Annotated in this window: 23 protein-coding genes; 13 read left to right on the forward strand and 10 right to left on the reverse strand. The window is 40.3% G+C overall.

The window, feature by feature from the left end; all coding sequences use genetic code 11:
* Window positions 1–9: 9 nt before the first annotated feature.
* Both ATS72_RS18220 and ATS72_RS18225 read left to right on the forward strand, forming a co-directional pair.
* Complete coding sequence (locus ATS72_RS18220; protein WP_201020839.1) at window positions 10–2,334, forward strand: glycoside hydrolase family 3 C-terminal domain-containing protein; 2,325 nt, start codon at window positions 10–12, stop codon at window positions 2,332–2,334.
* A 104-nt stretch (window positions 2,335–2,438) separates the two neighbouring features.
* Window positions 2,439–4,088 (forward strand): carboxylesterase/lipase family protein, encoded by a 1,650-nt coding sequence (locus ATS72_RS18225; RefSeq protein WP_058429845.1) that lies wholly within the window; start codon window positions 2,439–2,441, stop codon window positions 4,086–4,088.
* A 261-nt stretch (window positions 4,089–4,349) separates the two neighbouring features.
* Here the strand turns inward: ATS72_RS18225 and pobA are convergent, their stop codons facing one another.
* Window positions 4,350–5,558 carry a 4-hydroxybenzoate 3-monooxygenase gene (gene pobA / locus ATS72_RS18230; protein ID WP_058429958.1) on the reverse strand — a complete coding sequence of 403 codons (1,209 nt, stop codon included), beginning with the start codon at window positions 5,556–5,558 and terminating at the stop codon, window positions 4,350–4,352.
* A 121-nt stretch (window positions 5,559–5,679) separates the two neighbouring features.
* Between pobA and ATS72_RS18235 the strand changes: the two genes are divergently transcribed.
* On the forward strand, window positions 5,680–6,552 hold the full coding sequence (locus ATS72_RS18235; RefSeq protein WP_058429844.1) for a helix-turn-helix domain-containing protein: 873 nt from the start codon (window positions 5,680–5,682) through the stop codon (window positions 6,550–6,552).
* Here the strand turns inward: ATS72_RS18235 and ATS72_RS18240 are convergent.
* Window positions 6,549–7,748, reverse strand: coding sequence for a LysR family transcriptional regulator (locus tag ATS72_RS18240; protein ID WP_058429843.1), 1,200 nt, complete (start codon window positions 7,746–7,748; stop codon window positions 6,549–6,551). The genes ATS72_RS18235 and ATS72_RS18240 overlap by 4 nt on opposite strands.
* A 146-nt stretch (window positions 7,749–7,894) precedes the next feature.
* Between ATS72_RS18240 and ATS72_RS18245 the strand changes: the two genes are divergently transcribed.
* From ATS72_RS18245 to ATS72_RS18285, 9 genes are read left to right on the forward strand one after another with little or no spacing between them, the layout of a single operon-like run.
* On the forward strand, window positions 7,895–8,584 hold the full coding sequence (locus ATS72_RS18245) for a 4-carboxy-4-hydroxy-2-oxoadipate aldolase/oxaloacetate decarboxylase (protein WP_058429842.1): 690 nt from the start codon (window positions 7,895–7,897) through the stop codon (window positions 8,582–8,584).
* Window positions 8,585–9,658, forward strand: a complete 1,074-nt coding sequence (locus tag ATS72_RS18250) for a 4-oxalomesaconate tautomerase (protein ID WP_058429841.1) — start codon at window positions 8,585–8,587, stop codon at window positions 9,656–9,658.
* 48 nt (window positions 9,659–9,706) lie between these two features.
* Window positions 9,707–10,726, forward strand: a complete 1,020-nt coding sequence (locus ATS72_RS18255; RefSeq protein WP_058429840.1) for an amidohydrolase family protein — start codon at window positions 9,707–9,709, stop codon at window positions 10,724–10,726.
* Window positions 10,723–11,616 (forward strand): amidohydrolase family protein, encoded by an 894-nt coding sequence (locus ATS72_RS18260; RefSeq protein ID WP_058429839.1) that lies wholly within the window; start codon window positions 10,723–10,725, stop codon window positions 11,614–11,616. Before ATS72_RS18255 ends, ATS72_RS18260 begins: the two co-directional genes overlap by 4 nt.
* 9 nt (window positions 11,617–11,625) lie before the next feature.
* Window positions 11,626–12,015 carry a protocatechuate 4,5-dioxygenase subunit alpha gene (ligA, locus tag ATS72_RS18265; RefSeq protein WP_058429838.1) on the forward strand — a complete coding sequence of 130 codons (390 nt, stop codon included), beginning with the start codon at window positions 11,626–11,628 and terminating at the stop codon, window positions 12,013–12,015.
* 2 nt (window positions 12,016–12,017) lie between these two features.
* Window positions 12,018–12,857, forward strand: coding sequence for a class III extradiol dioxygenase subunit beta (locus ATS72_RS18270; RefSeq protein WP_058429837.1), 840 nt, complete (start codon window positions 12,018–12,020; stop codon window positions 12,855–12,857).
* Between the two features lie 14 nt (window positions 12,858–12,871).
* Complete coding sequence (locus tag ATS72_RS18275; RefSeq protein ID WP_058429836.1) at window positions 12,872–13,816, forward strand: Gfo/Idh/MocA family oxidoreductase; 945 nt, start codon at window positions 12,872–12,874, stop codon at window positions 13,814–13,816.
* A 21-nt stretch (window positions 13,817–13,837) separates the two neighbouring features.
* Window positions 13,838–14,824, forward strand: a complete 987-nt coding sequence (locus tag ATS72_RS18280) for an aldo/keto reductase (RefSeq protein WP_058429835.1) — start codon at window positions 13,838–13,840, stop codon at window positions 14,822–14,824.
* A gap of 24 nt (window positions 14,825–14,848) precedes the next feature.
* Window positions 14,849–15,607: a sulfite exporter TauE/SafE family protein gene (locus ATS72_RS18285; protein WP_058429834.1), complete on the forward strand. Its 759-nt coding sequence runs from the start codon at window positions 14,849–14,851 to the stop codon at window positions 15,605–15,607.
* An 87-nt stretch (window positions 15,608–15,694) separates the two neighbouring features.
* Here ATS72_RS18285 and ATS72_RS18290 read toward each other — a convergent pair whose 3' ends face one another.
* From ATS72_RS18290 to ATS72_RS18315, 6 genes are read right to left on the reverse strand one after another with little or no spacing between them, the layout of a single operon-like run.
* Window positions 15,695–16,825, reverse strand: a complete 1,131-nt coding sequence (locus ATS72_RS18290) for an FAD-dependent oxidoreductase (protein ID WP_058429833.1) — start codon at window positions 16,823–16,825, stop codon at window positions 15,695–15,697.
* Between the two features lies 1 nt (window position 16,826).
* Window positions 16,827–17,183 (reverse strand): Rieske (2Fe-2S) protein, encoded by a 357-nt coding sequence (locus ATS72_RS18295; RefSeq protein WP_058429832.1) that lies wholly within the window; start codon window positions 17,181–17,183, stop codon window positions 16,827–16,829.
* 2 nt (window positions 17,184–17,185) lie between these two features.
* Complete coding sequence (locus ATS72_RS18300; RefSeq protein ID WP_058429831.1) at window positions 17,186–18,121, reverse strand: VOC family protein; 936 nt, start codon at window positions 18,119–18,121, stop codon at window positions 17,186–17,188.
* A gap of 10 nt (window positions 18,122–18,131) precedes the next feature.
* Window positions 18,132–19,292, reverse strand: coding sequence for an alpha/beta hydrolase family protein (locus ATS72_RS18305; protein ID WP_058429830.1), 1,161 nt, complete (start codon window positions 19,290–19,292; stop codon window positions 18,132–18,134).
* A gap of 41 nt (window positions 19,293–19,333) precedes the next feature.
* On the reverse strand, window positions 19,334–20,122 hold the full coding sequence (locus tag ATS72_RS18310; protein WP_058429829.1) for a cyclase family protein: 789 nt from the start codon (window positions 20,120–20,122) through the stop codon (window positions 19,334–19,336).
* Window positions 20,115–21,104 (reverse strand): fumarylacetoacetate hydrolase family protein, encoded by a 990-nt coding sequence (locus ATS72_RS18315; protein ID WP_058429828.1) that lies wholly within the window; start codon window positions 21,102–21,104, stop codon window positions 20,115–20,117. The genes ATS72_RS18310 and ATS72_RS18315 overlap by 8 nt, the downstream gene beginning before the upstream one ends.
* A gap of 147 nt (window positions 21,105–21,251) precedes the next feature.
* Between ATS72_RS18315 and ATS72_RS18320 the strand changes: the two genes are divergently transcribed.
* Window positions 21,252–22,160, forward strand: a complete 909-nt coding sequence (locus tag ATS72_RS18320; protein WP_058429827.1) for a LysR family transcriptional regulator — start codon at window positions 21,252–21,254, stop codon at window positions 22,158–22,160.
* A gap of 54 nt (window positions 22,161–22,214) precedes the next feature.
* On the opposite strand, the gene ATS72_RS18325 is transcribed toward ATS72_RS18320, so the two are convergent.
* The gene (locus ATS72_RS18325; protein ID WP_058429826.1) at window positions 22,215–23,201 is read right to left on the reverse strand and encodes an MBL fold metallo-hydrolase; all 987 of its coding nucleotides are present in this window, start codon (window positions 23,199–23,201) and stop codon (window positions 22,215–22,217) included.
* A gap of 13 nt (window positions 23,202–23,214) precedes the next feature.
* Window positions 23,215–25,728: a TonB-dependent receptor gene (locus ATS72_RS18330; RefSeq protein WP_058429825.1), complete on the reverse strand. Its 2,514-nt coding sequence runs from the start codon at window positions 25,726–25,728 to the stop codon at window positions 23,215–23,217.
* Window positions 25,729–26,073 lie beyond the last annotated feature (345 nt).

A 26,073-nucleotide genomic window follows, 5' to 3' on the forward strand; every position in this document is an offset into this window, starting at 1 on the left:
TATGTTTAAATGAAAAAAATTAATAATAAATCTGCAAAATTTAAAACTGCATCAGCAGTGTGGTTCTCCTTATTACTTGCCAGTGCGTTTACTACATTAGATACGCGATCTACTGAGTTACCTAAACTTGGTGTTGACCCTCTTGATGATGTAATTAAAGCATTAACAGTGGAAGAAAAAGTTAAACTCGTTCGTGGTACAGGTATGGATACAGGTCAGGGCAGTCCAACCGTTGGTCAAACAAAAGACAAAGTGGCCGGTGCTGCAGGCAATACCTTTTCTATTCCCCGTTTAGGGATTCCTTCAATAACATTAGCAGATGGACCCGCTGGTCTGAGAATAGATCCCAAGCGAGATACCGTTAAAAGCAACACGTTTTATGCAACGGCATTTCCTATAGCCAATTTGATCGCTTCTTCTTGGAACTTAAAGTTAGCGCAAGAGGTGGGTGAAGCCATTGGGAATGAGTCAAAAGAGTATGGGGTTGATGTATTACTTGCACCTGCACTAAATATTCATCGCTTTGCATTAGGGGGGCGTAATTTTGAATACTATTCAGAGGATCCACTACTGAGCGGAAAAATAGCTGCAGCGGTTGTGAATGGGGTTCAGTCTCAAGGTGTAGGTACATCACTTAAACATTTTGTAGCAAATAACCATGAATGGAACAGGAATACGATTGATGTTCAATTAAGCGAGCGAGCTCTTAGAGAAATTTATCTGCGTGGATTTGAAATTGCCGTAAAAGAAAGCAATCCGTGGACAATTATGTCGTCTTATAACAAGGTAAATGGTGTTTATACATCGCAAAGTCGCTACTTATTAACAGACGTTTTAAGAAAACAATGGGGATTTGATGGCATTGTTATGACAGATTGGTTTGGTGGCACAGACCCTGTTGCACAAATGCAAGCAGGGAATGATTTGCTTATGCCTGGTATGGATTATCAAGAGCAAGCAATTTTAGGTGCTATTAGTGCTAAAAAATTAGATAAAAAATTGTTAGATCAAAACGTTAAGAACATTCTGACGTTAGTTCAAAAAAGCTTAGTCTATAAACAATATAAGTACTCTGATCAGCCGGACCTAAAGGCACATGCAAAGCTTTCTCAAGTGGCTGCTGAAGAAGGAATGGTATTACTAAAAAATAACGCAGATACTTTACCATTAAAAGAAGCTCAATCGGTTGCGTTATTTGGCATTCATTCATTTGATATTATTATTGGGGGAACGGGCAGTGGTGATGTAAATGAGGCTTATGTTACTTCTCTGGAGCAGGGTTTAAAAAATGTAGGAGCAGAAATAGAAGTTGGTCTTGCTGATGCCTACAAGGCTCATATAAAAAAAGAACAAGCTAAAATACCGGTTTCAAAGCATCCTTTAGCGCCTTTCATGCCTAAACAAGCTTTACCAGAGTTTTCACTTAATCAAAAGTACCTTAATGCTTCAGCTAAAAAATATGACTACGGACTCGTAACACTTGGCAAAAGTTCGGGTGAATTTATAGACAGACCTGAGCACGATTTTTATCTTACTGATAAAGAGTTAGCTATGCTTAACGATGTGTCTAAAGCATTTCGTGAGCAAGGCAAACCCGTTGTTGTCATTCTCAATGTGGGTGGTGTAATTGAAGTTGCTAGTTGGCAAGACAAAGCCGATGCAATTTTATTGGCTTATCAGCCTGGGCAGGAAGCAGGCAATGCAATTGCCAATATTTTAGTAGGTAATATTAATCCATCCGGTAAGTTAACAGATACGTGGCCGCTAGAGCTTAATAATTACCCCGCGGCTAGAGGATTCCCAGGCACCGTTCTTGATCCTGATGCAAAGCCTGAAGGCATAATGCAAACTGTGCCTGCAAAGGTTACCTACGATGACGACATTTGGGTGGGGTATCGCCACTTTAATAAACACAATGAAGAGGTAGCCTATCCGTTTGGTTTTGGTATGTCTTACACCAATTTCACTTATGGTGATATTACACTTAGCACTGAAACGTTTACCAATAAAATAACGGCAAAATTAGCGATCACCAATACAGGTAAGTCATCTGGAAAAGAGGTTGTTCAGCTTTATATATCGGCGCCCCAAAATGTGTTAAAGAAACCTGAAAATGAACTCAAAGCATTTGCTAAAACTAAGCTCCTTGAGCCAGGTGAAACACAAATAATAAGCTTTGAATTTGATTCTAGAGCGCTAACATCTTTCGATCAAAAACAAAATGTATGGTTAGCAGAAGCTGGTCAATATGGCGTCAATATTGGTTCCTCTTCACGCAATATTCTAAAGCGCGCTGCATTTAATTTAGATAAAGCTTTGGTTATTGAGCCTTAATGCTCAATAGAATAATTAAGTTAAATAGTGCGGCTTTTAGATTTAGCAGCACTGTCTAATAATCAGTTGCTTAATAAAGCAACTGATTATTTAGGGATTTTTATATGAATACTTTAAGAGTAAGCCGTATTATCACTGCAATTTTTATGAGTATAAGTATTTGTGCAAATGCTCAAGACTTAACTGAACTCAATGAGCAAGCAAAAACTACACATAATGTGATTGCAAAGACACAATTAGGGTTTGTCAAAGGGGTATCTGTAATAGATACAAAAAGTCCTGTTAATAAATTTTTGGGGATCCCTTATGCACAAGCACCTATTGCTAATTTACGTTGGCAAAAACCTAAAAGTGCAACGCCTTGGCAAGGCGTGCTTGATGCAACTCAATATGCTCCTGACTGTATGCAAGTTCCATTTATGAGTGACTTGGCGCCCTTAAAAGGCCCATTGAGTGAAGATTGCCTTTACTTAAATATATGGACACCAGCACAAGGTGCCATTCGAAAGCGCCCTGTTATGGTGTGGATACATGGCGGAGGCTTTGTCAATGGCGGTTCGTCAGCAGCTATTTATAGTGGTCAGTCGTTTGCTGAGTCGGGTGTTGTATTTGTTAGTTTTAACTATAGGTTAGGGCGTTTTGGATTTTTTGCTCATCCTGAGTTGAGTGAGCAAAGCAAAAATACACCAGTTGGAAACTACGGCTTGATGGATCAAATTGCTGCATTAAAATGGGTTAAAAATAACATTACCCATTTTGGTGGGGATCCCAATAATGTAACTCTTTTTGGTGAGTCAGCGGGTGGACGATCAGTAAATGTTCATATGTTATCGCCTCAATCTGAAGGGCTGTTTCATAAAGTAATTGTGCAATCAGGCGGAGGGAGAAGCGATTCAACAGAAACGGTCGTATACTTAAATAAAAAAGGCACTAGAGGTAACCTTTCAGCTGAAGATGCTGGCGTTCAATTTGCTAAAAGTGTGGGTATTAATACCAATGATAAAGAAGCACTCGCAAAACTACGTGCTTTGCCTGCAGAAAAGGTTCTAAGCGGGTTGAATATGATGAACGCAAATACGCCTACTTATAGCGGGCCGATGATTGACTCATCTATTGTATTAACAACTGACGAGGTGGGGTATGCTCAAGGTCAGCAAAAAAAAATTCCCTTATTTATTGGGAGCACTGATTTTGAATGGGGGTTTTTAAAAGACTATAATCCTCAAGGTGCTATTGCAATAGCCACAGAAACGCTCAAATCAGTGAACAATAGAGTACAGTTCACTAAAGCGTATTTGCCGTTTGTGCTAGCTAAAAACGGGGAGTTAAATTATCCACTGCTAGGCTCTATGATATTCGGTGATAAGCGTTTTGTAGAACCTGCGCGCTATATTGCAAGCAAAGCAAGTATGAATGATCAGCCTATATGGCTTTATCGCTTTAATTACGTTCCTAGTCAGTTAAAAGGCAAAGTTGATGGTGCATACCATGCTACTGAAATACCTTTTGTATTTAATATACTAGAGCAAAACCTATCAGCATCGCAAAACGATTTTAAAGTTGCCAGTGCAATGCACACTGCATGGGTAAGGTTTGCTAAATACAGTGATCCGTCACCTAAGCAAGGCAGTGCTTGGCCTACCTACAATGCTAAAGATAATAGAATAATTGAATTTAACGAGAACGGAAGTGAGGTAAAACAGGACCCACTGGCGAATCGCTTAAATGAGATAACCAATCTAATTAGCCAATAAATATTTATGGAACCCGTGCTGATTGAATTAAAATCTACCAAATATGGGCTCTCATCACATTATTGCACTCAACGTTGGCCACTATATTTAGCAATAAAGAATGAAACTATTGAATTTAATTAGTTCGAAGAAGCTAAGGAGGTAGATTGAAAATTGAGCGTTCGCACGAAATAATTAAGTAAGTTAGCTGGTTGTATTCATTAATAAAGTAAGCCCATATGACACATGTCATATGGGCTTACTTTATTTTAAGGGAATTATTTAAATTTTTTCGTATGGCATTCCCACATATTGGATAGCCATAACTTTTTTACCTTCTTCATAATTTAGATGAAAATCAAGGTCGGATGCCATGAATCGTTTAAACGTTTTAGCCTCGTTTTCATTTATGTTGTCATCATCGTATTCATGCAGCATGTTTGACATCCACCATGAGAATCGCTCGGCATGCCATACTCTTTTTAATGCAATTTCGGAGTATTTTAATACTGCATTAGGCTCTTCACCATTGTATGTCTTATTTAGCAATTTGCTAAGAGTGGACACATCAGATGCTGCCAGATTAAGGCCCTTAGCGCCTGTGGGAGGTACAATGTGAGCTGCATCTCCAACTAAAAATAAGCGTCCATCTTGCATTGGTTCGCATACAAAGCTACGAAGGGGGGCGATACTTTTTTCTAAACTGGGACCGGTAATCAGCCTGTTAGCTGCATCTTCAGGTAAGCGTTTTTTAAGCTCAGCCCAAAATGCATCATCAGACCAATCTTCAACTTTATCAGTTAATGGCACCTGTAAATAATAACGTGAACGGGTTGAAGAGCGCATACTCGCTAAGGCAAAGCCTCGTTTAGTTTTACAGTAAATAAGCTCATCAGCAACAGGGGGGGTATCGCTGAGTAATCCAAGCCAACCAAATGGGTAAATGCGTTCAAATTCGTTACGTTTCTCTTTAGGGATAGATTGTCGAGAAACGCCATGAAAGCCATCGCATCCAGCAATATAATCACAGTCTAATTTATATTCAATACCATTTTTAGTAAACGTTACAAATGGGGAGTTTGAGTTTTGCTCATGAATGACAACATCACTAGACTCATAATAAGTTGTTGCACCTATGCTTTGGCGTGCTTGCATTAAATCACGGGTAACTTCTGTTTGCCCATAACACATAACTGTGCTGCCGTTTGTGAGTGCTTTTATATCTATGCGATGGCGTTTACCATAATGTGCTATTTCAAAGCCATCGTGAATATGGCCTTCTTTTTTCATTCGCTCATCTACACCAGCTTCTGCTAGTAGACTAACCAATCCTTGCTCTAAGATACCTGCGCGAATGCGATTTAAAATATATCCACTTGATGCGCGTTCTATAATTACGTTATCGATCCCTTTTTTAGCTAGAAGTTGGCCGAGTAACAATCCAGAGGGCCCTGCACCTATGATTGCTACTTTAGTTTTTAATGATTGCATTTTTATACTCGTTGAAAACATCGTGTTGGTTTATATTGCTCATTAGTTAACGCTTAAACCATTCACAATTGACGTGATCTGTTGTACTTTTGAGTCAAAGTTAATTTGAGTAAATATTTACATGAAGAAAAACATTCCATTTTATGGCTTATACGGAGAGCCGTTTATTCGCCAAGAGCCCGGTGATGTGCATGTGGAAGATATCGCTTTTCGAAGTAGTGAACTGATGTGGGAGATATCACCACATCGCCATAATAAATTAGCACAAATTGTCATTGTATTTAATAACACTTGGACGGCAAGGTTAGATGAAAAAGCGTATCAACTTAATGGGGATTGGGGGGTCATTATTCCAGCAGGTGTTGTACATGGCTTTCATTTTAAACCACGGACACAAGGGTTTGTAATTTCAATAGACGACAGTTTTTTAATAAGCAATCATGATGAGACTAATCTCAACCAGTTGTTATTAAATCCATTAACGGTTGAGTTTGAAAATACAGCACGTTTAGCACATTTAAATCACTATATAGAGCTACTCATGTACGAAATTAATTATAATGAATTAGGCACATCTATTGCCGTTGAGCAATTGCTAAAATTGATTTTATTAAATATTTATAGGCAAAAAAATACGACTCAGTTTACAAGTGGCGCCCGCAGTCGAGAAGCAGAAATGGTCTTTAACTTCAGAAACTTAATTGAGCTAAATTATACATCGCATATGACTATTCCAGAATACGCTGAGAAACTACATATATCTACTTCAAAGTTAAACCGTATTTGTAAAAGCTTATTAAATGATTCTCCCAAAGCGATTGTTCACCAGCGTCTGATTACTGAGGCAAAGCGACGTTTAATCTATACTACACAAACAATCGACGAAATAGCACTTCATTTAGGTTTTAAAGATAGCGCGTATTTTTGCCGTTTTTTCAAGTTAGCCACCAGCACGACGCCAACATTATTCAAGCAACAGTCCAATACTAACTAGCTTGATTTTAGCGTGCGCGTATGATTATTAATTATTGTTAAAAAACGCGATTGCATTTTGGTAGGTTGCCAGTCTTTTCTTATCGTCAGTCCTATATTACGGTCAGTATCGGGTAGTGTCATCGGGCATATAGCTAATATTCCCGATTGAACTTCTACTTCAACTTGTTTGGCTGGTAATAAGGCTGCTCGCGAACTGTTTAATAAAATACCACGCACAGCAATTTGCGAACTACACTCTATCACATGGCTTGGTGGGGTCAGGCCACGGCTGACAAATATACTACTAAAAACCTGCCATGCGGGTGTGCTTTTGTTCGGTGCTACCCATTCTAGTTGCTGCAGTTCTTTCGTTGAAATTGTTTGGCGACTTGCTAAAGGATGTTGAGCATTCACTACAATACAAAGTTGATCTTTAAATAATGGAATTTGTTCAATATCACTATGTTGAGCCGGGATGCGTAATGCACCGACAATGATGTCAATTTCACCATGAAGTAAGTTAGCTAGCTGCTCTTGGTATGGACCGTCTATAATACTTAGCTGCGCATCAGGAAATTCATTATTTAGAGCAATAATACTCAATGGTACAATAGCTGAGCGTGCCAATGGTAAACTCCCCACTTTTAGAGAACCATCCATCTGCCCATTAAACTCCCTCATTTCATAAATACCTTGGCGTAATTCAGAGAAAAACAGCTTTGCAAAGCGATTAAGCAAGTTTGCCGTCCACGTGGGTTCAATGCCCGTGGGAGAGCGCACTGCTAGCTCCTTTTGACACAGTTGCTCTAAATCTTTGATGCTACGATGCAAGGTAGGTTGTGACAAATTGAGCTTATTAGCTGCGGCGGTGTAGCTTTTCATTTGAACTAAATTTATGAGCGCTTCTAGCTGCTTTGAAGTGACAGAGCGATTAAAGCCATCTTGCTTATTTCTACTATTAAAAATGATTCTCGAAAATTCATCTAAATACTCAAATGCACGTTCAACTCGGTTTAAGAAAAATAAACCACTAGGCGTTGGTGTCATTCCCGAGTGGCTGCGAACAAATAGGGGTTGATTAAGTTCGTCCTCAAGTTTTTTAATGCCTTGAGTGAGTGCTGATTGGGTTAGGTGAACAGCATTGGCTGCTTTGCTTAACGACTTCAAGTTCTTAATATGCAAGGATATTAGTAAGTGTCTATTATTGAATTTCATTTTTATTTAGCTATTTAATCAACGCATAGTTAATTGCACTATAGAAAAAATTAATGATCTTTAACAGCTTTTTAAAGTTCTTTATATAGCCCTCTTGAATATACTCGTTGCATCAACAACGTATAATTATAAATAAGGTGAGTAGTATGGCTGTGTGCATTACAGATATAGCGCGTCCTAATAAAGAGACGTTAGATAAATACCAAAATGCTGAAGTTGCAACAGTGCATGAGGCACAAGGTCGAGTTGGTTTATTAGCCAGCTATATGAAGCCTATTTATCGCTCAGCTCGTATTGCTGGCAGTGCAGTAACATGTGAAGTAGCTCCTGGCGACAACTGGATGATTCATGTAGCTGTAGAGCAATGTCAGCCAGGTGATGTACTTGTTGTTACACCTACAAGCGGGTGTATTGACGGTTTTTTTGGTGACTTGTTGGCAACTTCATTACAAGCGCGTGGTGTCAAAGGATTAATTATAGATGGTGGCGTACGCGATATCGCAACATTGACTGAAATGAGCTTTCCTGTTTGGTCTAAAGATGTTTGTGCGCAAGGTACAGTTAAAGAAACCATTGCAAATGTTAACGTACCTGTTGTGTGCGCAGGGGCTTATATAAAACCTGGAGACATCATTGTTGCTGATGATGACGGCGTCGTTGTTGTTGAGCAAAGTCGCGGTGAAGAGGTTCATGAAAAAGTCCTGAAGCGTGTTGCTAACGAAGAAGACAAGCGAAAGCGTTTAGCTTCGGGTGAGTTAGGTTTGGATATATATGCTATGCGCGAGCGTTTAGCAGCTAAAGGCTTAACTTATATAAAGCAAAGTGAGGATAAGTAAATGCACGCGGCTATTCCTTGCTCAATTATGCGCGGTGGTACCTCTAAAGGGCTTTATTTTTTAGCCAGTGATCTTCCGAGTGATCCTTCAAAGCGCGATGAATTACTGTTACACATAATGGGGTCGCCTGACACAAGGCAAATTGATGGTTTAGGTGGTGCGCATCCTCTCACCAGTAAAGTGGCTATTGTTGAAAAATCAATGCGAGCAAATACTGATGTGGATTACCTTTTTTTACAAGTTGTAGTTGATAAAGCGGTGGTGAGTGATACACAAAATTGTGGCAATTTACTCGCCGGTGTTGCGCCATTTGCAATTGAGCAGGGCTTAGTGAATGCAAAAGAAAAAACAACCGATGTACGAATTCATATGCTAAATACTGCAGCCTCAGCTGTTGCACGCGTTCAAACTCCTAATGGCAAAGTAAGCTATAAAGGGGAGGCCGTAATCGACGGTGTATCAGGTTCAGCAGCGCCTATCACGCTTGACTTTCTAGATATAGCGGGTGCCAATTGTGGTGCACTTTTTCCTACGGGTAATGCCATAGATGAAATTAATGGGTATTCAATAACCTGTATTGATAACGGCATGCCGGTGGTTATTTTAGATGCTAGCGAGTTTGGTTTAGTGGGTGATGAGTCGCCTAATACACTCGAAGATAATACCGATTTAAAGCAAAAGATTGAAGCTATTCGTTTGATCGCGGGTGAGAAGATGAATTTAGGGGATGTGACTAATAAAACGATTCCAAAAATGTCTTTAGTAAGCCCTGCAAAAAATGGTGGGGTAATTAACACTCGAACATTTATACCCCACCGTGTTCATGAGGCCATTGGGGTGTTAGGCAGTGTAAGTGTAGCTAGTGCGTGTGTTTTAAAAGGTACAGTAGCCCATAGGTATGCCAGCCATAGTTTTGATGATGGGATATTTGATATTGTTGTCGAGCATCCAACGGGTCAGTTTACGGTTGAAATGCAGGTATCAGGTGTCACTAAATTGAATAGTTATAAAATACATCGCTCTGCACTGTTAAGAACCGCGCGCTTATTAATGGTCGGCTCAGCAATGGCTTGAACTACAACAAATAAATAGTTTCACTAATACTCTCAGCAGGAGACAACAATGATAATAGACTGCCACGGCCATTACACAACAGCGCCAGAGCCATTACAGCTTTTTAGAGAAGCGCAAATTAAAGCATTCAAAGAGGGAAAAGCGCTCCCAGACGTTCCCCATATTTCAGACGATGAAATTCGCGAAAGTATTGAAAAAAATCAGTTAAAATTGCTCGATGAGCGCGGCCTAGACATGACCATTTTTTCACCTCGTGCATCGGCTATGGCGCATCACGTAGGTAATGAAGAGGTATCAAAACAATGGACCTCAGCGTGTAATGATTTAATAGCAAGGGTTGTTGACTTATACCCAACGCGTTTTATAGGAGTGTGCCAATTACCACAATCACCAGGTGTACCGATTGAAAATTCAGTTGTTGAGCTAGAGCGCTGTGTTAATGAATTAGGATTTGTTGGCTGTAATTTAAATCCTGACCCTTCTGGCGGTCATTGGACTTCAGCGCCGTTAACCGATCCGAGTTGGTTTCCACTTTATGAAAAAATGGTTGAGCTAGATGTTCCTGCAATGATCCATGTATCGGGCTCATGTAACCCAAATTTTCACGCAACAGGTGCGCACTATATGAATGCTGATACCACCGCATTTATGCAATTTTTGCAAGGTGACTTGTTTAAAGAGTTCCCTGATTTACGGTTTATTATACCTCATGGTGGTGGAGCTGTGCCTTATCATTGGGGGCGTTACCGAGGATTGGCTGATATGATGAAGCAGCCACCTTTAAATGAGCACGTAATGAAAAATGTGTATTTTGATACCTGCGTATATCACCAACCGGGGATTGATTTATTAGTAGACGTTATTGATACTAAAAACATTTTATTTGGCTCTGAAATGATTGGTGCCGTGCGCGGTATTGATCCGCAAACAGGACACTATTTTGATGATACTAAACGTTACATTGACACATTAGAAATATCGGCAGCGGACAAAAAAGCGATATTTGAAGACAATGCGCGTCGCGTATACCCACGTTTAGACGCCAAATTAAAAGGGTTGGGTTTATGAGTCAATTTGTAATGGATGCCGATTGGCTTCATTGGCATCAATCGCCATCACAACCTAGCTTTGAGTTACCGAAAGGGGCTGTTGATGCGCATTGTCATGTGTTTGGCCCTGGCAATGAGTTTGGTTTTGCACCCGAACGTAAATACACACCATGCGATGCATCAAAACAGCAGCTCTGGGATTTACGCGACTACTTAGGGTTTAGTCGAAATGTGATAGTGCAAGCAACCTGTCATGGAGCTGATAATAATGCGATGGTAGATGCGCTTTTGGCATCAAATGGTTTAGCACGTGGTGTTGCAACTATTAAAGAGGATATTAGCGACGCTGAGCTTGATAGATTGCATGCTGCAGGTGTTAGAGGTGTACGCTTTAATTTTGTTAAGCGGTTAGTTGATGCTTTGCCATTTGACTCGTTAAAACGCATTGCAGAACGAATAGTTAAACGTGATTGGCACATTGTTATTTATTTCGAAAGCCAAGATTTACCCGAGCTTTATGATTTTTTCACTAGTTTACCAACGATATTAGTTGTTGATCATATGGGGCGCCCAGATGTTACTAAATCTGTTGAAGGGGAAGACTTTGCGTTGTTTTTAAAGTTTATGCGCGAAAATGAAAATGTATGGTCTAAAGTAAGCTGCCCTGAACGAATTTCTATTGATGGTCCAAATAAAGGCTATCAAGATGTTGTTCCTTTTGCGCGCAAAGTCGTCGAAAGTTTCCCTGACCGTGTTTTGTGGGGCACAGATTGGCCTCACCCAAATATGAAAAGCCACATGCCTGACGATGGTAAATTAGTGGACATGATCCCGCTGTTTGCCCCTACTGCTGAATTACAGCAAAAGTTATTAATTGATAATCCAATGCGTTTGTATTGGTCAAAATAAGGAATACATATGGCGATTAATAAACCATATAAAGAAGTGCCAGGCACCACTATATTTGATGCTGATATGGCGCGTTTAGGGTTTCACTTAAATCAATTTTGCATGTCGCTAATGAAAGCGCCAAATCGTGAAAGGTTTAAAGCAGGTCAGAAAGCCTATCTTGATGAGTGGCCAATGAGTGAAGCACAAAAAGAAGCGGTTATAGCACGTGATTACAACAAAATGATGAGCCTAGGCGGCAATATTTATTTCCTTGCAAAAATATTTTCTAGCGACGGTATTAGTTTTCAAGCCGCAGCATCAACGATGACGGGTATGACACAAGATGAATACGCGCAAATGATGCTATCAGGGGGTCGTGTCCCCGACAGCAGTAATACATTAAAAAAAGGAAGTTAATCATGGCCAAAATAAAAGCAGGTGTTGCAACATCACATGTTCCGGCTATTGGTGCCGCAATCGATAATGGCATAACTGATAATGAGTATTGGAAACCATTATTCGAGGGGTATGATTACGCTAAAGAATGGATAAAGGAGCAAAAGCCTGACGTTGTATTATTGGTATACAACGATCATGCAACCGCGTTTGACTCTAATTTAGTTCCTACCTTTGCGATTGCAACAGGTGAAGAGTTTAAACCAGCAGATGAAGGGTGGGGGCCACGTCCTGTACCCAATGTAAAAGGCTATCCTGAATTTGCATCACATCTTGCTCAATCTGTTATTCAAGACGACTTTGACTTAACTGTTGTTAATACTCTAGATGTTGATCATGGCTTAACGGTCCCGTTATCGCTAATGTTTGGTCAGCCTGAAAATTGGCCGTGTAAAGTTATTCCTATTGCTGTCAATGTAGTACTTTATCCAACCCCATCTGGGCAGCGTTGTTACAATTTAGGTAAGGCCTTACGTAAAGCTGTAGAAAGCTTTGATGAAGACCTAAATGTACAAATTTGGGGGACGGGCGGCATGAGCCATCAATTACAGGGGCCACGTGCAGGTTTAATTAATAAAGAATTCGATAATGCCTTTTTAGATGACATTGTTGATGATGCTGAAAACTTAGCCCTAAAACCTCATCTTGAATACATTAACCTTGCTGGCTCTGAAGGGATTGAGCTTATTATGTGGCTTGTAATGCGTGGAGCGCTCAATGATGAGGTTGAATTAAAGAAGCGTCATTACCATGTACCCGCATCGAATACTGCTGTTGGTCATCTTGTTTTAGAGAATAAATAACCTGGAGAAATTTTATGAAAGTAATTGTTGTTGGACCAGGCGCATTTGGCATTAAGCACCTTGATGGTATTAAAAATATCGACGGTGTTGAAGTGGTTGCACTCGTTGGTCGTACGCCAGAAAAAACTCAAAAAGTGGCTGATGACTACGCCATACCGCAAGTTTTTACAAGCTTAGACGATGCGCTTAAAATTGATGCCGATGCAGTGATTTTATGCACACCCACTCAGCAACACGCTGCGCAATCTATTCAATGTATGGAAGCGGGTAAGCATGTGCAAGTTGAAATCCCATTAGCAGATAGCTGGGAAGATTCATTAAAAGTAGTTGAGGTACAAAAGCGCACGGGGCTGACCTGTATGGTTGGGCATACTCGCCGCTTTAATCCATCTCATCAATGGGTTAATAATAAAATTTCGGCTAACGAGTTTAATATTCAGCAAATGGATGTACAAACGTACTTTTTCCGTCGTAAAAATATTAATGCTAAAGGCGAGGCCCGGTCATGGACTGATCATCTTTTATGGCACCATGCTGCTCACACTGTTGATTTGTTTGCTTATCAAGCTGGCGCTAAAGTGGTTAAAGCTAATGCTATTCAGGGGCCAATTCACCCAGAGCTCGGTATTGCTTTAGATATGTCTATTCAATTATTAGCTGAAAATGGTGCAATTTGTACCCTGTCATTATCGTTTAACAATGATGGTCCTTTAGGGACATTTTTTCGCTATATCGGTGACACAGGTACATATATAGCACGCTATGATGATTTAGTGGATGGCAAAGAAAATGCGATTGATGTCTCTAATGTTGACGTATCTATGAATGGTATTGAGCTACAAGATAGAGAGTTTTTTACTGCTATCAAAGATGGCCGAGAACCTAACTCGAGTGTTGATCAGGTACTTGATTGTTATCGTGTGCTTCACGACTTAGAGCAACAATTAAATAATCAATAATTAATCGCAAAGGAGGGGGGTATGAATAAGCGTCAAATTAATGGTTATAGCGTTAATCCAGTTGGGTTGGGGTGTATGAACTTGAGCCATGCCTATGGGCATCCCCCCTCAAATGAATCTGCAATTAATTTATTACACGAGGCGATTGAGTTAGGTGTTGAACATTTTGATACTGCCGCTTTGTATGGATTTGGTAAAAATGAAGCCCTGCTGGGCAAAGCATTAAAACAGCACAGAGATAAAATTTTTTTGGCGAGCAAGTGTGGTATGGCCGGCGTTAATGGTAAACGCGTTATTGATGGGCGTCCTAAAACGCTTCGCTCAACAATAGAGTCGTCTTTAACTAGACTAAATACAGAAGTCCTAGATTTATATTACTTGCACCGTATGGATAAATCTGTACCGATTGAAGAGAGTGTTGGTGAGCTTTCGCGTTTAGTTACTGAAGGAAAAATTAAAGCAATTGGCTTATCTGAGGTGTCAGCTGAGTCAATAATGCGAGCAAATAGCGTACATTCGATTGCAGCAGTGCAAACAGAGTATTCGTTATGGACGCGTAATCCTGAGATTGCAGTCCTCGAAACATGTAAGCATATAGGGGCTGCTTTTATTGCATTTTCACCATTAGCCAGAGGCTTTTTAACTGATCAGGTCACCAGTCGAGAGGCACTAGTTGAAGGGGATATTAGACGTGGAATGCCGCGCTTTAACGAACCTCACTTTAGCAAAAATAAGCAATTGTTAAGTGCACTAAAATCTATTGCACAGAGCACACACTTAACACTGGCTCAATTGTGTTTAGCTTGGGTGCTTCATCAAGGTGAGCATGTACATGTTATTCCTGGCACACAGAATAGTCATCATTTAGCCGATAATGTAAGTGCTGAAAATATTGTACTGTCTGCAGAACAGTTAACGCAACTATCAGCTTTATTCTCACCATCTTCAGTTAGTGGTTCGCGTTATCCTGAAGCAACTCAAGCAGAAATAGACACAGAAGAGTTTTAAATGTAGCAATTAAGGTCTTTCGGTTTGAGCTTATTACTAAATGATTTACTCACCCCGCTTTATGCGGGGATTTTAATTGCATCCGCTTTTTTTGGATCATTTATTACTGCCGCATTTGGTGCAGGAGGCGGGTTATTACTACTTCTTACAATGGCCTCAATGCTGCCTATGTCCATTGTCATTCCTGTTCATGGCCTTGTTCAGTTAGGCTCTAATGCGACTCGTGCAATAGCAACGTATAGATACATTGACCTAGATATGTTGGCTTATTTTTCAGTAGGGGGGCTGTTTGGTGCTGTGTTATCGACTACCGTATTAACACAAATAGCACTTGAGCCGATGAAAATTGTGTTGGCAATATTTATTTTTTATTTGTTGTGGGGTCCAAAGCCCAAATTTAGTGGCACATCACCAAGCGTGCGCCTTATTGCAGGGTTGAGTACTGCCTTTCTCTCTGTATTTGTTGGCGCTAGCGGCCCAATTGTAAGCAGTTATTTGTATACAAAAGAGTATGAAAAATTAAAATTTACGGCAACATTTTCAAGCTGTATGGCACTTCAGCATGTATTAAAAGCGGCGGTTTTTAGCGTTGTTGGATTTGCTTTTCTTGATTGGCTGCCTTTAATTTTTTGTATGGTTATTAGTGGTGTGTTCGGAACGTTTGTAGGTTTACATGTATTAAATAAAACGCATGGAGCTAACTTTAGAAAGGCATTACGACTTATCTTGAGCTTTTTATCCCTGCATTTGATATGGCAAGGCATCCGTTATTTTTATAATTAGTTGGGATAAGGTAAATAATACCCCCTCGCTGTCACTCATTTTCAGCGAAGGGGTATTAACAACCTAGTTAACCTAAAATCGGGTCAGTTATATTGCTTTAGCTAAAGCAATATGGGAGTCGCGCATAATTGCAGAGTGCTCAGCTTTGTCGCCTCCTTCTATTTCAATTTGAGCAAGCCGCCCCGAGTTTTCAACAACAAGCTTACAACGCTCCCAACGGCGCTCTTTAAAGGCGCTAAGTGCTTGTTCCAAGTGAGCATGATTAGTTAGTTCATCAGCCAATACAATAGCATCTTCAATACCTATACATGCACCCGACGCTAAATGGGGTGTTGTTGCATGTACTGCATCGCCGATAAGGACGATTCGGTTTTTGTGCCATGCATCTTTAACTAATAGTCCTTCAAGCGGGCGGTAATCAATTTTAGAGTTTTCATTTAGATGAGCATGTATCTCTTGTACTACAGGAGCCGGAAATTTGGCTACAAGTGCTTTTAATAACGGTAAAAAGTCTTTTGGTTCAATATAATTATTTTCAATTTTATCTTCAGTAACAAACATATACATTTCGTTTTTCGACATAGGGTTAACCCCTACTTTAATATGTTCGCCTACCCACATTACCGTGTTATCAATGCCTTCAAGGCGAGGCAGTACGGCTCGCCATACACCTTGGCCTACAAATTTAGGCTTTTCAGCTTCAGGGAATATGATTTGTCGTACTTTTGAGTACAAGCCATCAGCACCAATAATTAGGTCATATGTTTTTGTCGTGCCATCGGTAAAGGTGACTGTTGCCCCATTTTCGTCTTGTTCTATAGATGAAAATGTACAGCCAAGCCTAACATTGGCATTGGTTTGTTTCGTTTTATTTGCCAAAATTTGTGCAAGTGCTGGTCGCATTATAGCGCCCGCTTTTGGAATATTAGCATCAGCCATTAATGGCGTTGGTATATGGGCAAGGTGCAAACCATGCGGGGCATATATATCTAGCCCTTCATGGGCACTGCCTTTTGCTAAAAACTCTTCTAAAATTCCAAGTTGTTGAAAAGCTCGAATGGTAGCTCCACCTAAACTGATCCCAGCCCCTTCTGCTCGCCAGTTAGGATCAATTTCGACCAAATCGACAGCAATATTTTTTTTCTCAAGTTCGATGGCTGCTGACATACCAGAGAAGCCACCACCAATTATTAATACATTAGAAATACACGGGTTCATTTTAGAACTCCTTTATTGTTGTTATATCCACCCAAATTTCATTGTGTTGGCGAATATCTAATTCAATGTTTGTTAAGGCCTGATTTTTACATGGCCCTTGTGTGCAAATACCAGTGCGAATTTCGAATAAAGCGCCGTGGGCAGCGCAGACTATTTGATCACTTTTTGAATCTAAGTATTTATCTTTTTTCCAAGGTAATGTGGTATCACCGTAGTGAGGACAGATATCTTTATAGCCATAATACTCCCCATTTTTATGAACTATAAAGAGGCTGTCGCGCCCTTGATTAAGAGGGTCAAAGCCTTTCGCTTGCCCCTCTGTAATATCGCTTTTATGGGCGATAAATACTTTACTCATGATTACTCTGGTTTACCCGGAGGTGGGCCCATTGGTGCCCACTTTTCCCGGTACTGAAGTAAGAAAGCTTGCGAATTATCAGCACCAGGCATCGCTTCTCGCGCAGTCCATTCATCATCATGTAAATCCATATCAGCATCATATTCAATGTTGCAGCCAAACGGACTTTTGAAGTACCAAAACCAGTTTGATCCAAATATATGACGACCTGGCCCCCAAAAGCTTTGGTAGCCTTTATTAACTAAGGCAGTACCAGCTTGAGAAACTTCTGTTGGTCCGCTCATATGAAAAGTAAAATGCTCAATACCTTGCATGTGTGGCGGGGTATTTATAAAAAATAATGTGTGGTGATCATTGGTACCGGCAGGGCGCATAAAAGGACCTACATGGGTAAAACGATCCGTAGTAATAAAGCCTAAACGCTGTGCGTAAAAAGCTTCGGCTTTAACGGCATCCGGTACAAAGTACACAACATGAGAAAGGCTACGAGGTTGCGCCTTAAAGTCTGTATTAATACCAATATTATTTACCGCACGGTTATTTTCAGACCCAGGCGCGTTGACCTTTTCTGCTGGTAGGTTCTCGAGTGATTGTCGTATAGTTACTTGAAAACCAATAACAAAACCTAAATCGTCAACAGACTCGATACTGCCATCGTCTAGAGTTGTTACTGTTCGGTCTTTCTCAAGCTCAGTTTTTAATGCATCAATAGTATGCTGATCTTTTACGCCGTAAATCGTTTTACGTAGCATTGAACCAGTTGCAAGAGGACTCGGTAGTGAGCTGTCATCTGCTTTTTTTATTTCAATGCCTGTCCCGTCAAGTGCTGCGAAGCGAGTATCGCTTTGCTGCGTTAAACCATAATCAAGTGCAAACTGCTTACAGCTTTCAGTGTCTTCAACACCAAAAACAAGTGTATCTGGGCCAATAATATTCATGGTGTGACTCCTATTGTGCCTTTAATTCATTAAATGTCTCTGCTACCCAATCAGCAATGTATTGGCCCGCGTTTGAACTGTTATCAAAACTTGAGTGCTGAACACCGCCTTCGCGCTCAGTAAATATTTTTAGCTCACGTTTTGGGCTGTTCACTAGCTGATCAAATGTTCTGTGTGCCCATTTAAGGGGTATTTGAGAGTCTTTAGCGCCATGAGTGACTAAAAATGGCACTTTAATTTTTTCAATTTGGCCGTCGAGATGCACGTTTTCAGCAATTTCCATAAAATCGTCAATATCTTTGGCGCCCCAAACCCATTGCACATGAGTCCAATAATGAGGTACTGGGAAGTCACCTTCTTTTTCTAATCGACGCTTTTGAACATCTCGCCAATCGTGGTTTGCACCCCACACACAACCCAATGCTAATCTAGGTTCATTTGCAACCGCGCGAGGACAGTAATAACCACCTAAAGAAACACCTTCCATACCAATCAGTTTGCTATCAACGTCGCCATGTTGTTCAAGCCAATCAACCACCACACTTGCCCAATGCTCAGTATCAAAACGCGCATGTAACCCTTGAAGTTTTAATGCTTCACCAGTACCTGGTTGATCTAAAATTAGTGATGAAACCCCACGCTCAGCCAACCATTGTGGTAAACCAACGCGATATTTCATTTCCTTTGATGAATCAAGGCCGTTTATCTGAATAAGAATTGGGGCAGGACCTTCGACGCCTTTAGCTTTTACATAAAGGGCTGAAAGGTGCTTACCTTCATACGGGATTTCAACGCGCTGGCAGTCTTCTTGACTCAGTTCGATAGACTTATGGAAAAGTTCGAGTGAACGTTTGTAGAGCTCAGTTCTACCCGGTGCACCATGTGCTTGCAGACGTTCACACGTTATAAGGTAGGTTGCAGCACGATTATATTTATACCCTGCTGAAAGTAGTCTGCCACGTTCAATGTCTTCTTCGGCAAGCCCGCAGAGTTTATCGGCCATTTTAGCCCACGTGTCTCTAAATGCTTGAACTCCTTCTTTATCTGGTGATTTTGCGGCTTCTTGTAACGGGCCACACATTTCTTCTATTTCACCAATGCGAGCACCCATTTCTATGGCTAGGTTAATTGATAAATTCCATACGTAATTTGTTGGGAAATACTTAAACATAATATTTTCTCTCTTCGTTAAGTGTGTTCTGTTTGCATTAATTATTTTTCTAAAAATGCAACCGCTCGGACAAAACCAGCGGATGCATGTTTTATTTTGTAGGGGAAGCAAGACACTAAAAAACCCGTACTAGGCAAGGCTTCTAAGTTTGCTAGTTTTTCCATCTGCCCATAGCCTATGTCTCTTCCAGCTTTGTGGCCTTCCCATATAATTGACGGATCGCCAGTTTCTTCAAAGCGTTGCTTTGTATATTTAAATGGTGCATCCCAGCTCCAGGCATCGGTTCCAACTACTTTTACGCCGCGCTCTAAAAGGTACAGGGTTGCTTCGCGACCCATGCCGACACCTGCATCTAAGTATCCTGGCTTTCCAAATACAGAGCCCGCACGCGTATTCACTAGCACAATATCCAATGGACAGAGAGTGTGATTAATGCGAGCAAGTTCTTTTTCAACATCGTCAGCAGTAACCACATAACCATCTGGAAGATGCCTGAAATCCAATTTAATACCGCGTTGAAAGCACCACTCAAGCGGTAATTCGTCAATACCAAACGCTGGTTTTCCGCCATCGGTCGTTGAGGCGTAATGCCAAGGTGCGTCCATATGTGTTCCACTGTGCGTGGTGATCTCTAAACGTTCCGCAGCCCATGATTCATCGCCCGGTAATTGCTCTTTTTTTAAGCCGGGAAACATTGAGGCCATCTCAGGCCAGCCTTGTTGGTGATCGGTGTACTCAATTTTAGGCAGAAGTGGTGGGGGATCTGTGTATGGATTATTTTCAAGCGTAACTGACAAATCGATAAGTTTATATTGTGATGGATTAAACATCTGTATTCTCCACTGTAACGTGTTGTTTTATTTCGCCAAATACAGTTTTACCGCGCTGATCAAGTACCTGCATGTGAACAATCTCGCCAGATTTAAGAAATTCTGTTTGCGGTTTACCTGTCGCGATCATTTCTTTAGCACGAAGTTCTGAGATACAGGCTTGGCCTTTGGTAACATCAGCATTAGAAACGGTTCCCGAGCCGAATACTGTGCCTGCTTTGATAGGGCGAGTTTTTGCGACATGAGCGATGAGCTCATGAAAGCCAAAATGCATTTGTGAACCCTCCGGTGACCCAAACCATTTATCGTTGCGATAAACGTCTAAAGGGAGGTTTATTCGCCCGTTATGCCAGTGTTGGCCGAGTTCGTCAGGTGTAATAGCAAAAGGAGCAAATGAGGTAGGTCCTTTTGCTTGCACAAAGCCAAAACCGGTTTTCATTTCTCGAGGGCCAAGTGCGCGATAACTAATGTCGTTAAGCATAACGATTAAACGTATTTGACCAAGCGCATAATCTGCGCTGCTCCCCATAGGAATGTCACCAACTATGACGCCAAATTCACCTTCAAAATCAATACCGACTTGCTCGCTAGGAGCAATGATTGGTGTACTGCCCGACAAAAAACTATCACCAGCACCTTGGTAAACTAGCGGGTAAGAATCGGCACCTTCAATAGGTTCAAGGTGAAACGCTTGTTGCATAAGCGTTCCATGATTCAAAAATAAAGAACCATCGAGCCATTGCCAGCTACGCGGTAAAGGAGCCATAAACTCGGCGTCACTTACTTTATTAATGTCAGTTAGTTCTAGAGCGTTAAGGGCCTCATAACGTATTAAAAGCTTTTCTTCTATAGCAGGCCATAAATCTAACGCATCTTGAAGTGTAGTGGCCAGGTCGCCTACTTCTACGTAGTCTTTCAAGTCTTCAGATACTAAGACGAGTTGACCATCTTGATTTGTGTTTTTAATTGTTGCTAGTTTCATTGTTTGGTCGCGGTGTTTGTTAAACTATTATTTAATTCATGTTAATCCTTAAATTGCAATTGATGAAATTGAATGTTTAGATAGGTTGTATCCAAAAATTTAATACATTAAAGTTATTAAATTTAAACAATCAGCAGTGAGTAAATTATGAGATTTGAGCATTTAGATTTGAATTTATTAGTCGCATTAGATGTTTTGTTAGAGGAAAAAAATATAACAAAAAGTGCAAAACGCCTTCATCTATCTCAATCAGCAACCAGTAGTATATTAGGCAGAGCAAGAATCTTTTTTGAAGATGATTTACTTGTTCAAGTAGGTAAAACAATGCAACCAACGCCCTTTGCTTTAGAGCTACAGGTGCCTATTACAGAAGTTTTAACAACAATTAGGGGGGTGATCATCGGAAAGCGTTTTAACGATCCCTTAAAAAGCGAACGTCATTTTAAAATTGTTGCATCAGATTATGTTATTCAAGTCCTGTTTTCCAGTATTTTAACTGAGCTTGCGGAACAAGCCCCAGGGATGACATTTGAGTTCTTATCACCGTTTTCCCATGAGGCTAATATAATTATAAAAGGGGGGGCTGATTTATTTATTGCACCCGAGGGAGTAATGCTTGATAACTACCCAAGCGCTATACTCATGTCAGATGAGCTTGCATGTGTTGTTGATGTAAAAAACGAGTTAGTTGATGGAGACGTGATTACAGCTGAACAGGTAGGTAGCATGGGGCATGTATCAGTTGGTTTTGCACGGACAAGCCATTTAAGTATTGAGACATGGTTAACAGAAACGATGGGAGGGAGTCGCAAAGTTGATATAATAACTAATGATTTTTCTACGATGATTTACACACTGAAAGGAACTCAGCGCGTTGCTATTTTACCCAAAAAATTTGCTAACATACATGCACAAAAACATGATTTAAAGGTTGTTTCACTTCCTTATGATACGCCACTACTAGTGGAATCTATGATGTGGCATCCTACGCTTGATAATGATCCTATACACCGATGGTTAAGAGAAAAAATAATGAATGCCGCTCAAGGCATATAAAAAACCGCCTTAATTGGCGGCTTTTCATTGCTGTAATCAGATACAATACTCAGGTCAGCGTTTTAGTTCGTAACGGTTTAAATCTTGTGCTACTGAGATCGGCCCTTTGTATTCACTTGCAACTTGTTTAGTATAAAAGTCTATTTCGGCTTGAGTATCTAACCCCGGTGCCATATGAGTAATAACTAAACTGCCTACATTGGCTGCTTTAGCTAACTCACCAACTTGTTTTGGTGAAAGGTGGTGCTTCGAAAGATGTTTATGAATGCCAATAAACTTACCCTTAGGCATTTGAGGGTTTGTTTCTTTTATCATGTTGACTGTGTGATCAATATCCATCATCTCACTTACTAATAAATCAACACCGCTAGATAGCTTCTCAACTGCACTACTTGGGCCCGTATCACCTGTATAAACAACAGTATAATCTTGTAGACTAAATTTAAATGAAAGTGCTTGAAACTTTTTCCACTCTTCACTTCCTTTTGGCCAGCTGTAGTGTGAGTTTCTTATAACATCCACAGTGAAGTCTGGAAGTTTTAATTGAGTCCCATCTTCAACCTCAACAACTTTGATATTAGTATTAGCGGGCGCAGGAACTTGGCCTGGTACACCGTAGTGTCCAAGCGTGCCATAAGTCATGTATTCAAAAATTCCATCAACGGTTTGCTGAGTTCCCGGAGGGCCATATACAACAAGCTCATTACGTGCACTTGTTTGCCACCTTAAACTCAAAATTGCAGGTAACCCCCCTGTATGGTCAAAATGTAAGTGACTTAAAAAGACGGCATCAACATCTTTTATGTCTAAGCCCGCTTTTGCTAATTGCCCTGCAGTACCGTCACCAGCATCAACCACATACGTATTGCCATTAACAACTAACGCGTTAGATGGTTGAGAGTGCTTAGCATTTGGAATAGGGCCTGCCATCGTACCTAGAGTTATCCACTCATTTTTTGTTTCGCTTGCGTTGCCGTTAAGCGTAAATGCTAAACAGCCTAGAGATAGAAATAAATTAAATAAAATACTACTTTTTTGCATTGTGTGTGCTCTCTTAATAGAAGTCATATTTGAATGTTAAACCGTAAGTTCTTGGTTTTTCGTAGGTTGACACCATTGTGTTGCCACCATTAGCAAATAACTGCGATGTTGCTTTTATTTCTTCGTCAGTTATGTTTCTTACGTATGCGAGTATTGACCACTTATCATTTGCTGAAAATAATTGCACAGAAGTGTCTAAGGTAACCACATCTTCAGCACGTTGCGAAGGCAAGAAGTCAAAGCCAACCCAACGTTCGTCGCGGTAACGAGCATCAAGAGACACTGATGCCGAATAACCATTTTCAAACTCTAAGTAATGGTTAATACTTGCAGTTAAAGAAAGTGATGGCGAGTTTCTGCCTTCCTTACCTGAACAATCTACATTATATGTGGGCTCCCCATCAGTCACGCTTTTTACTTCTGTGTCACAACCTGTCACAACATTTACAGCTTCGTCTGGTGTTTTTTGAAGGTAACTAAACTCTTCAATCTCATTTTTTAGATATTGAACATTTCCTTTGATCCGTGTTGCTTCAGTCAGTTGATAAAGAATATCAACCTCAATTCCTTTAATGCTTGATTGACCTATGTTTTCAGTAAAGAACGCAGAATTACCGTTACCATCAATACCAAAATGACTGGCTTGTTGATCTTCATAATCCCAAATAAATGCCTCAGCATTGATTTGTAAATAATTATCTAAAAATCTATTTTTTGAACCAAATGTCCATGCATTTATATATTCAGGTAAAAACTCTTCTCGGCCGTTGGTAGGACTAAATCCACCTGAACGATAGCCTGTTTCATAGCTGGCATAGAGTAAATTACTTTGTGCAATATCATATTCTATCGCTGCTCTGTAAGTAATTTCGTTATTTTCTTGAACGCGATCGATCTGGGTTTGATTAATGAATAGTAGGTTTGCACGCAGGTTGTCGGGTGCGCCAGGGAATAATGGGATTTGACCATATGGAACAGGACCGCGGTTTGCTATAGGAGCCCCTTCTGGCAAATCTGCTGGATCAATAGATGCAATTGTTTCTGCAACAGTTGCACCAACCGGTATAACTGGCGCACCGTTACAATTAGGGATTTCTGGTCCGCCTGGGTAGGCTGGCAAATCTCTAATGCATAAATTTAGAAATACATCCGCTTGTCCCTTAAATTCTTTTTTATCTTTAGTCCAACGCACAGCGCCAACGAGCCTAAGCTCATCAGATAGGTGATATTTACCATGGACAAAAAACGCGGTTGACTTAGTGCTTGAGTTTTCAATATCTTGCGTTGATTGCAAGCTGTATTGGTTAAATGAGGCTAGACCATCAACTGCTTCATCAAAGTAAAAGCCACCCATGATTAAATCAAGCGCCCCTACAGTTGTAGTGAAACGAGCTTCTAAGCTAGATTGTTGGTGATTTTCTTGATTAATGGCTGCTTGGAAAGCGGGGTTATTAAATAATACGTCAACCGTATTCTCTCTATAAGCCGGAATTATTGTTAGATCGCCCATTGATGTTGCAACATTCAGTTCTGCCGACACCCCCATAAACTCGTTGTCTATATATGGTTCATATAGGGGAGTGATAGAAGTAAATGCCGGTAAGGTTTGTAGGCCTGTGTAGTATTCAACTGCAGCAGGTGTTGCTGGGCCTGTATGAGGAGCCGATACGTTATCTGGAGCAGGGTTAAAGTTATAACCTGGAATGTTTTTTGGGTGATTATTACTTCCTTGAAGTGGAAATCCGTAACTGCCTTCAAATGAAGGTGAATTACCATTACCTTTTGTTGTTGAGTAGTCTGTAGTGATAGTAAGGTTAACATCTTCAGAAAACTCACCAAATAAACGGGCGCGGAACGCGGTATCATCTGTTGCCGCCGTGCCATCATCGTTATAACCGTCATTTTTAGTTTTGCCAATTGCAAAGCGAGCTGCCCAGTCATCGCTTATTGGTAAATTTACAGCACCAGAAGCTGTTATTGTTCCATAGTTACCAGCACCAATAGAGATATTGCCAAATGTTTCACCAAGTTCCGGTTTTGCTGAAATAACATTGATCGCGCCAGCTGTTGCATTTCGGCCATAAAGAGTGCCCTGAGGGCCCTTTAAAACTTCTATACGTTCTACATCTAAAAATGATGCCGTTGTGGCTGTTGGTCTTCCTAAAAATACACCATCTACGTTAAACGCCAGTGCTGCATCTGTGTATGCGTTTACAGCAAAGTTACCCACACCGCGAACAAAAAATACGGTATTTGAACCACCGCCAGAAACAACGTTTAGTGCTGGTGATATTTTGTTTAAACCTGTTGCGTCGGTAACCCCTATGCGTGACAGCTCTTTTCCTGTTGCAGCATCAATTGGTACAGCTACATCTTGTAAACTTTCTGTTTTTCTAAGAGCAGTAACCGTTATTAATTCAATACCATCTGTTTTAGACTCTTGTATATTTTCAGCAGTTTGAGCCGAAATAGCTAAAGGTGTTAAACATGCAGTCAGAATACATGAACGTAAATACGATTTGTTCATTGTTCCATCCTTATAATTGTGTGTGTGCAAAAACGTTTCCTAATGGCTTGTAAAAAGCAAGCACTAAGATTGCGATGTGTGTGCAACGCAAAATTAACAATAAAGTAAAAATATGTATCAAGTTAATTGATTTTTATAATTGAAATTATCAATTTCATAGATACATCTGCAAAAATGCGCCTTAGGGAGGGATTTGTGTAAAAATAAAATTAAATATGTTAACTATTTATTTACTTGATACCTCCTATCCAAATATTTAATTCCACAAATTTTTAATTTAGACACATAGTGAAGCTTCACTGATTTAATAGGTTTTACAAACACACCTACAACACACACTAAAGG

Source organism: Pseudoalteromonas sp. 13-15 (genome assembly GCF_001468205.2).
GTDB lineage: Bacteria > Pseudomonadota > Gammaproteobacteria > Enterobacterales > Alteromonadaceae > Pseudoalteromonas > Pseudoalteromonas marina.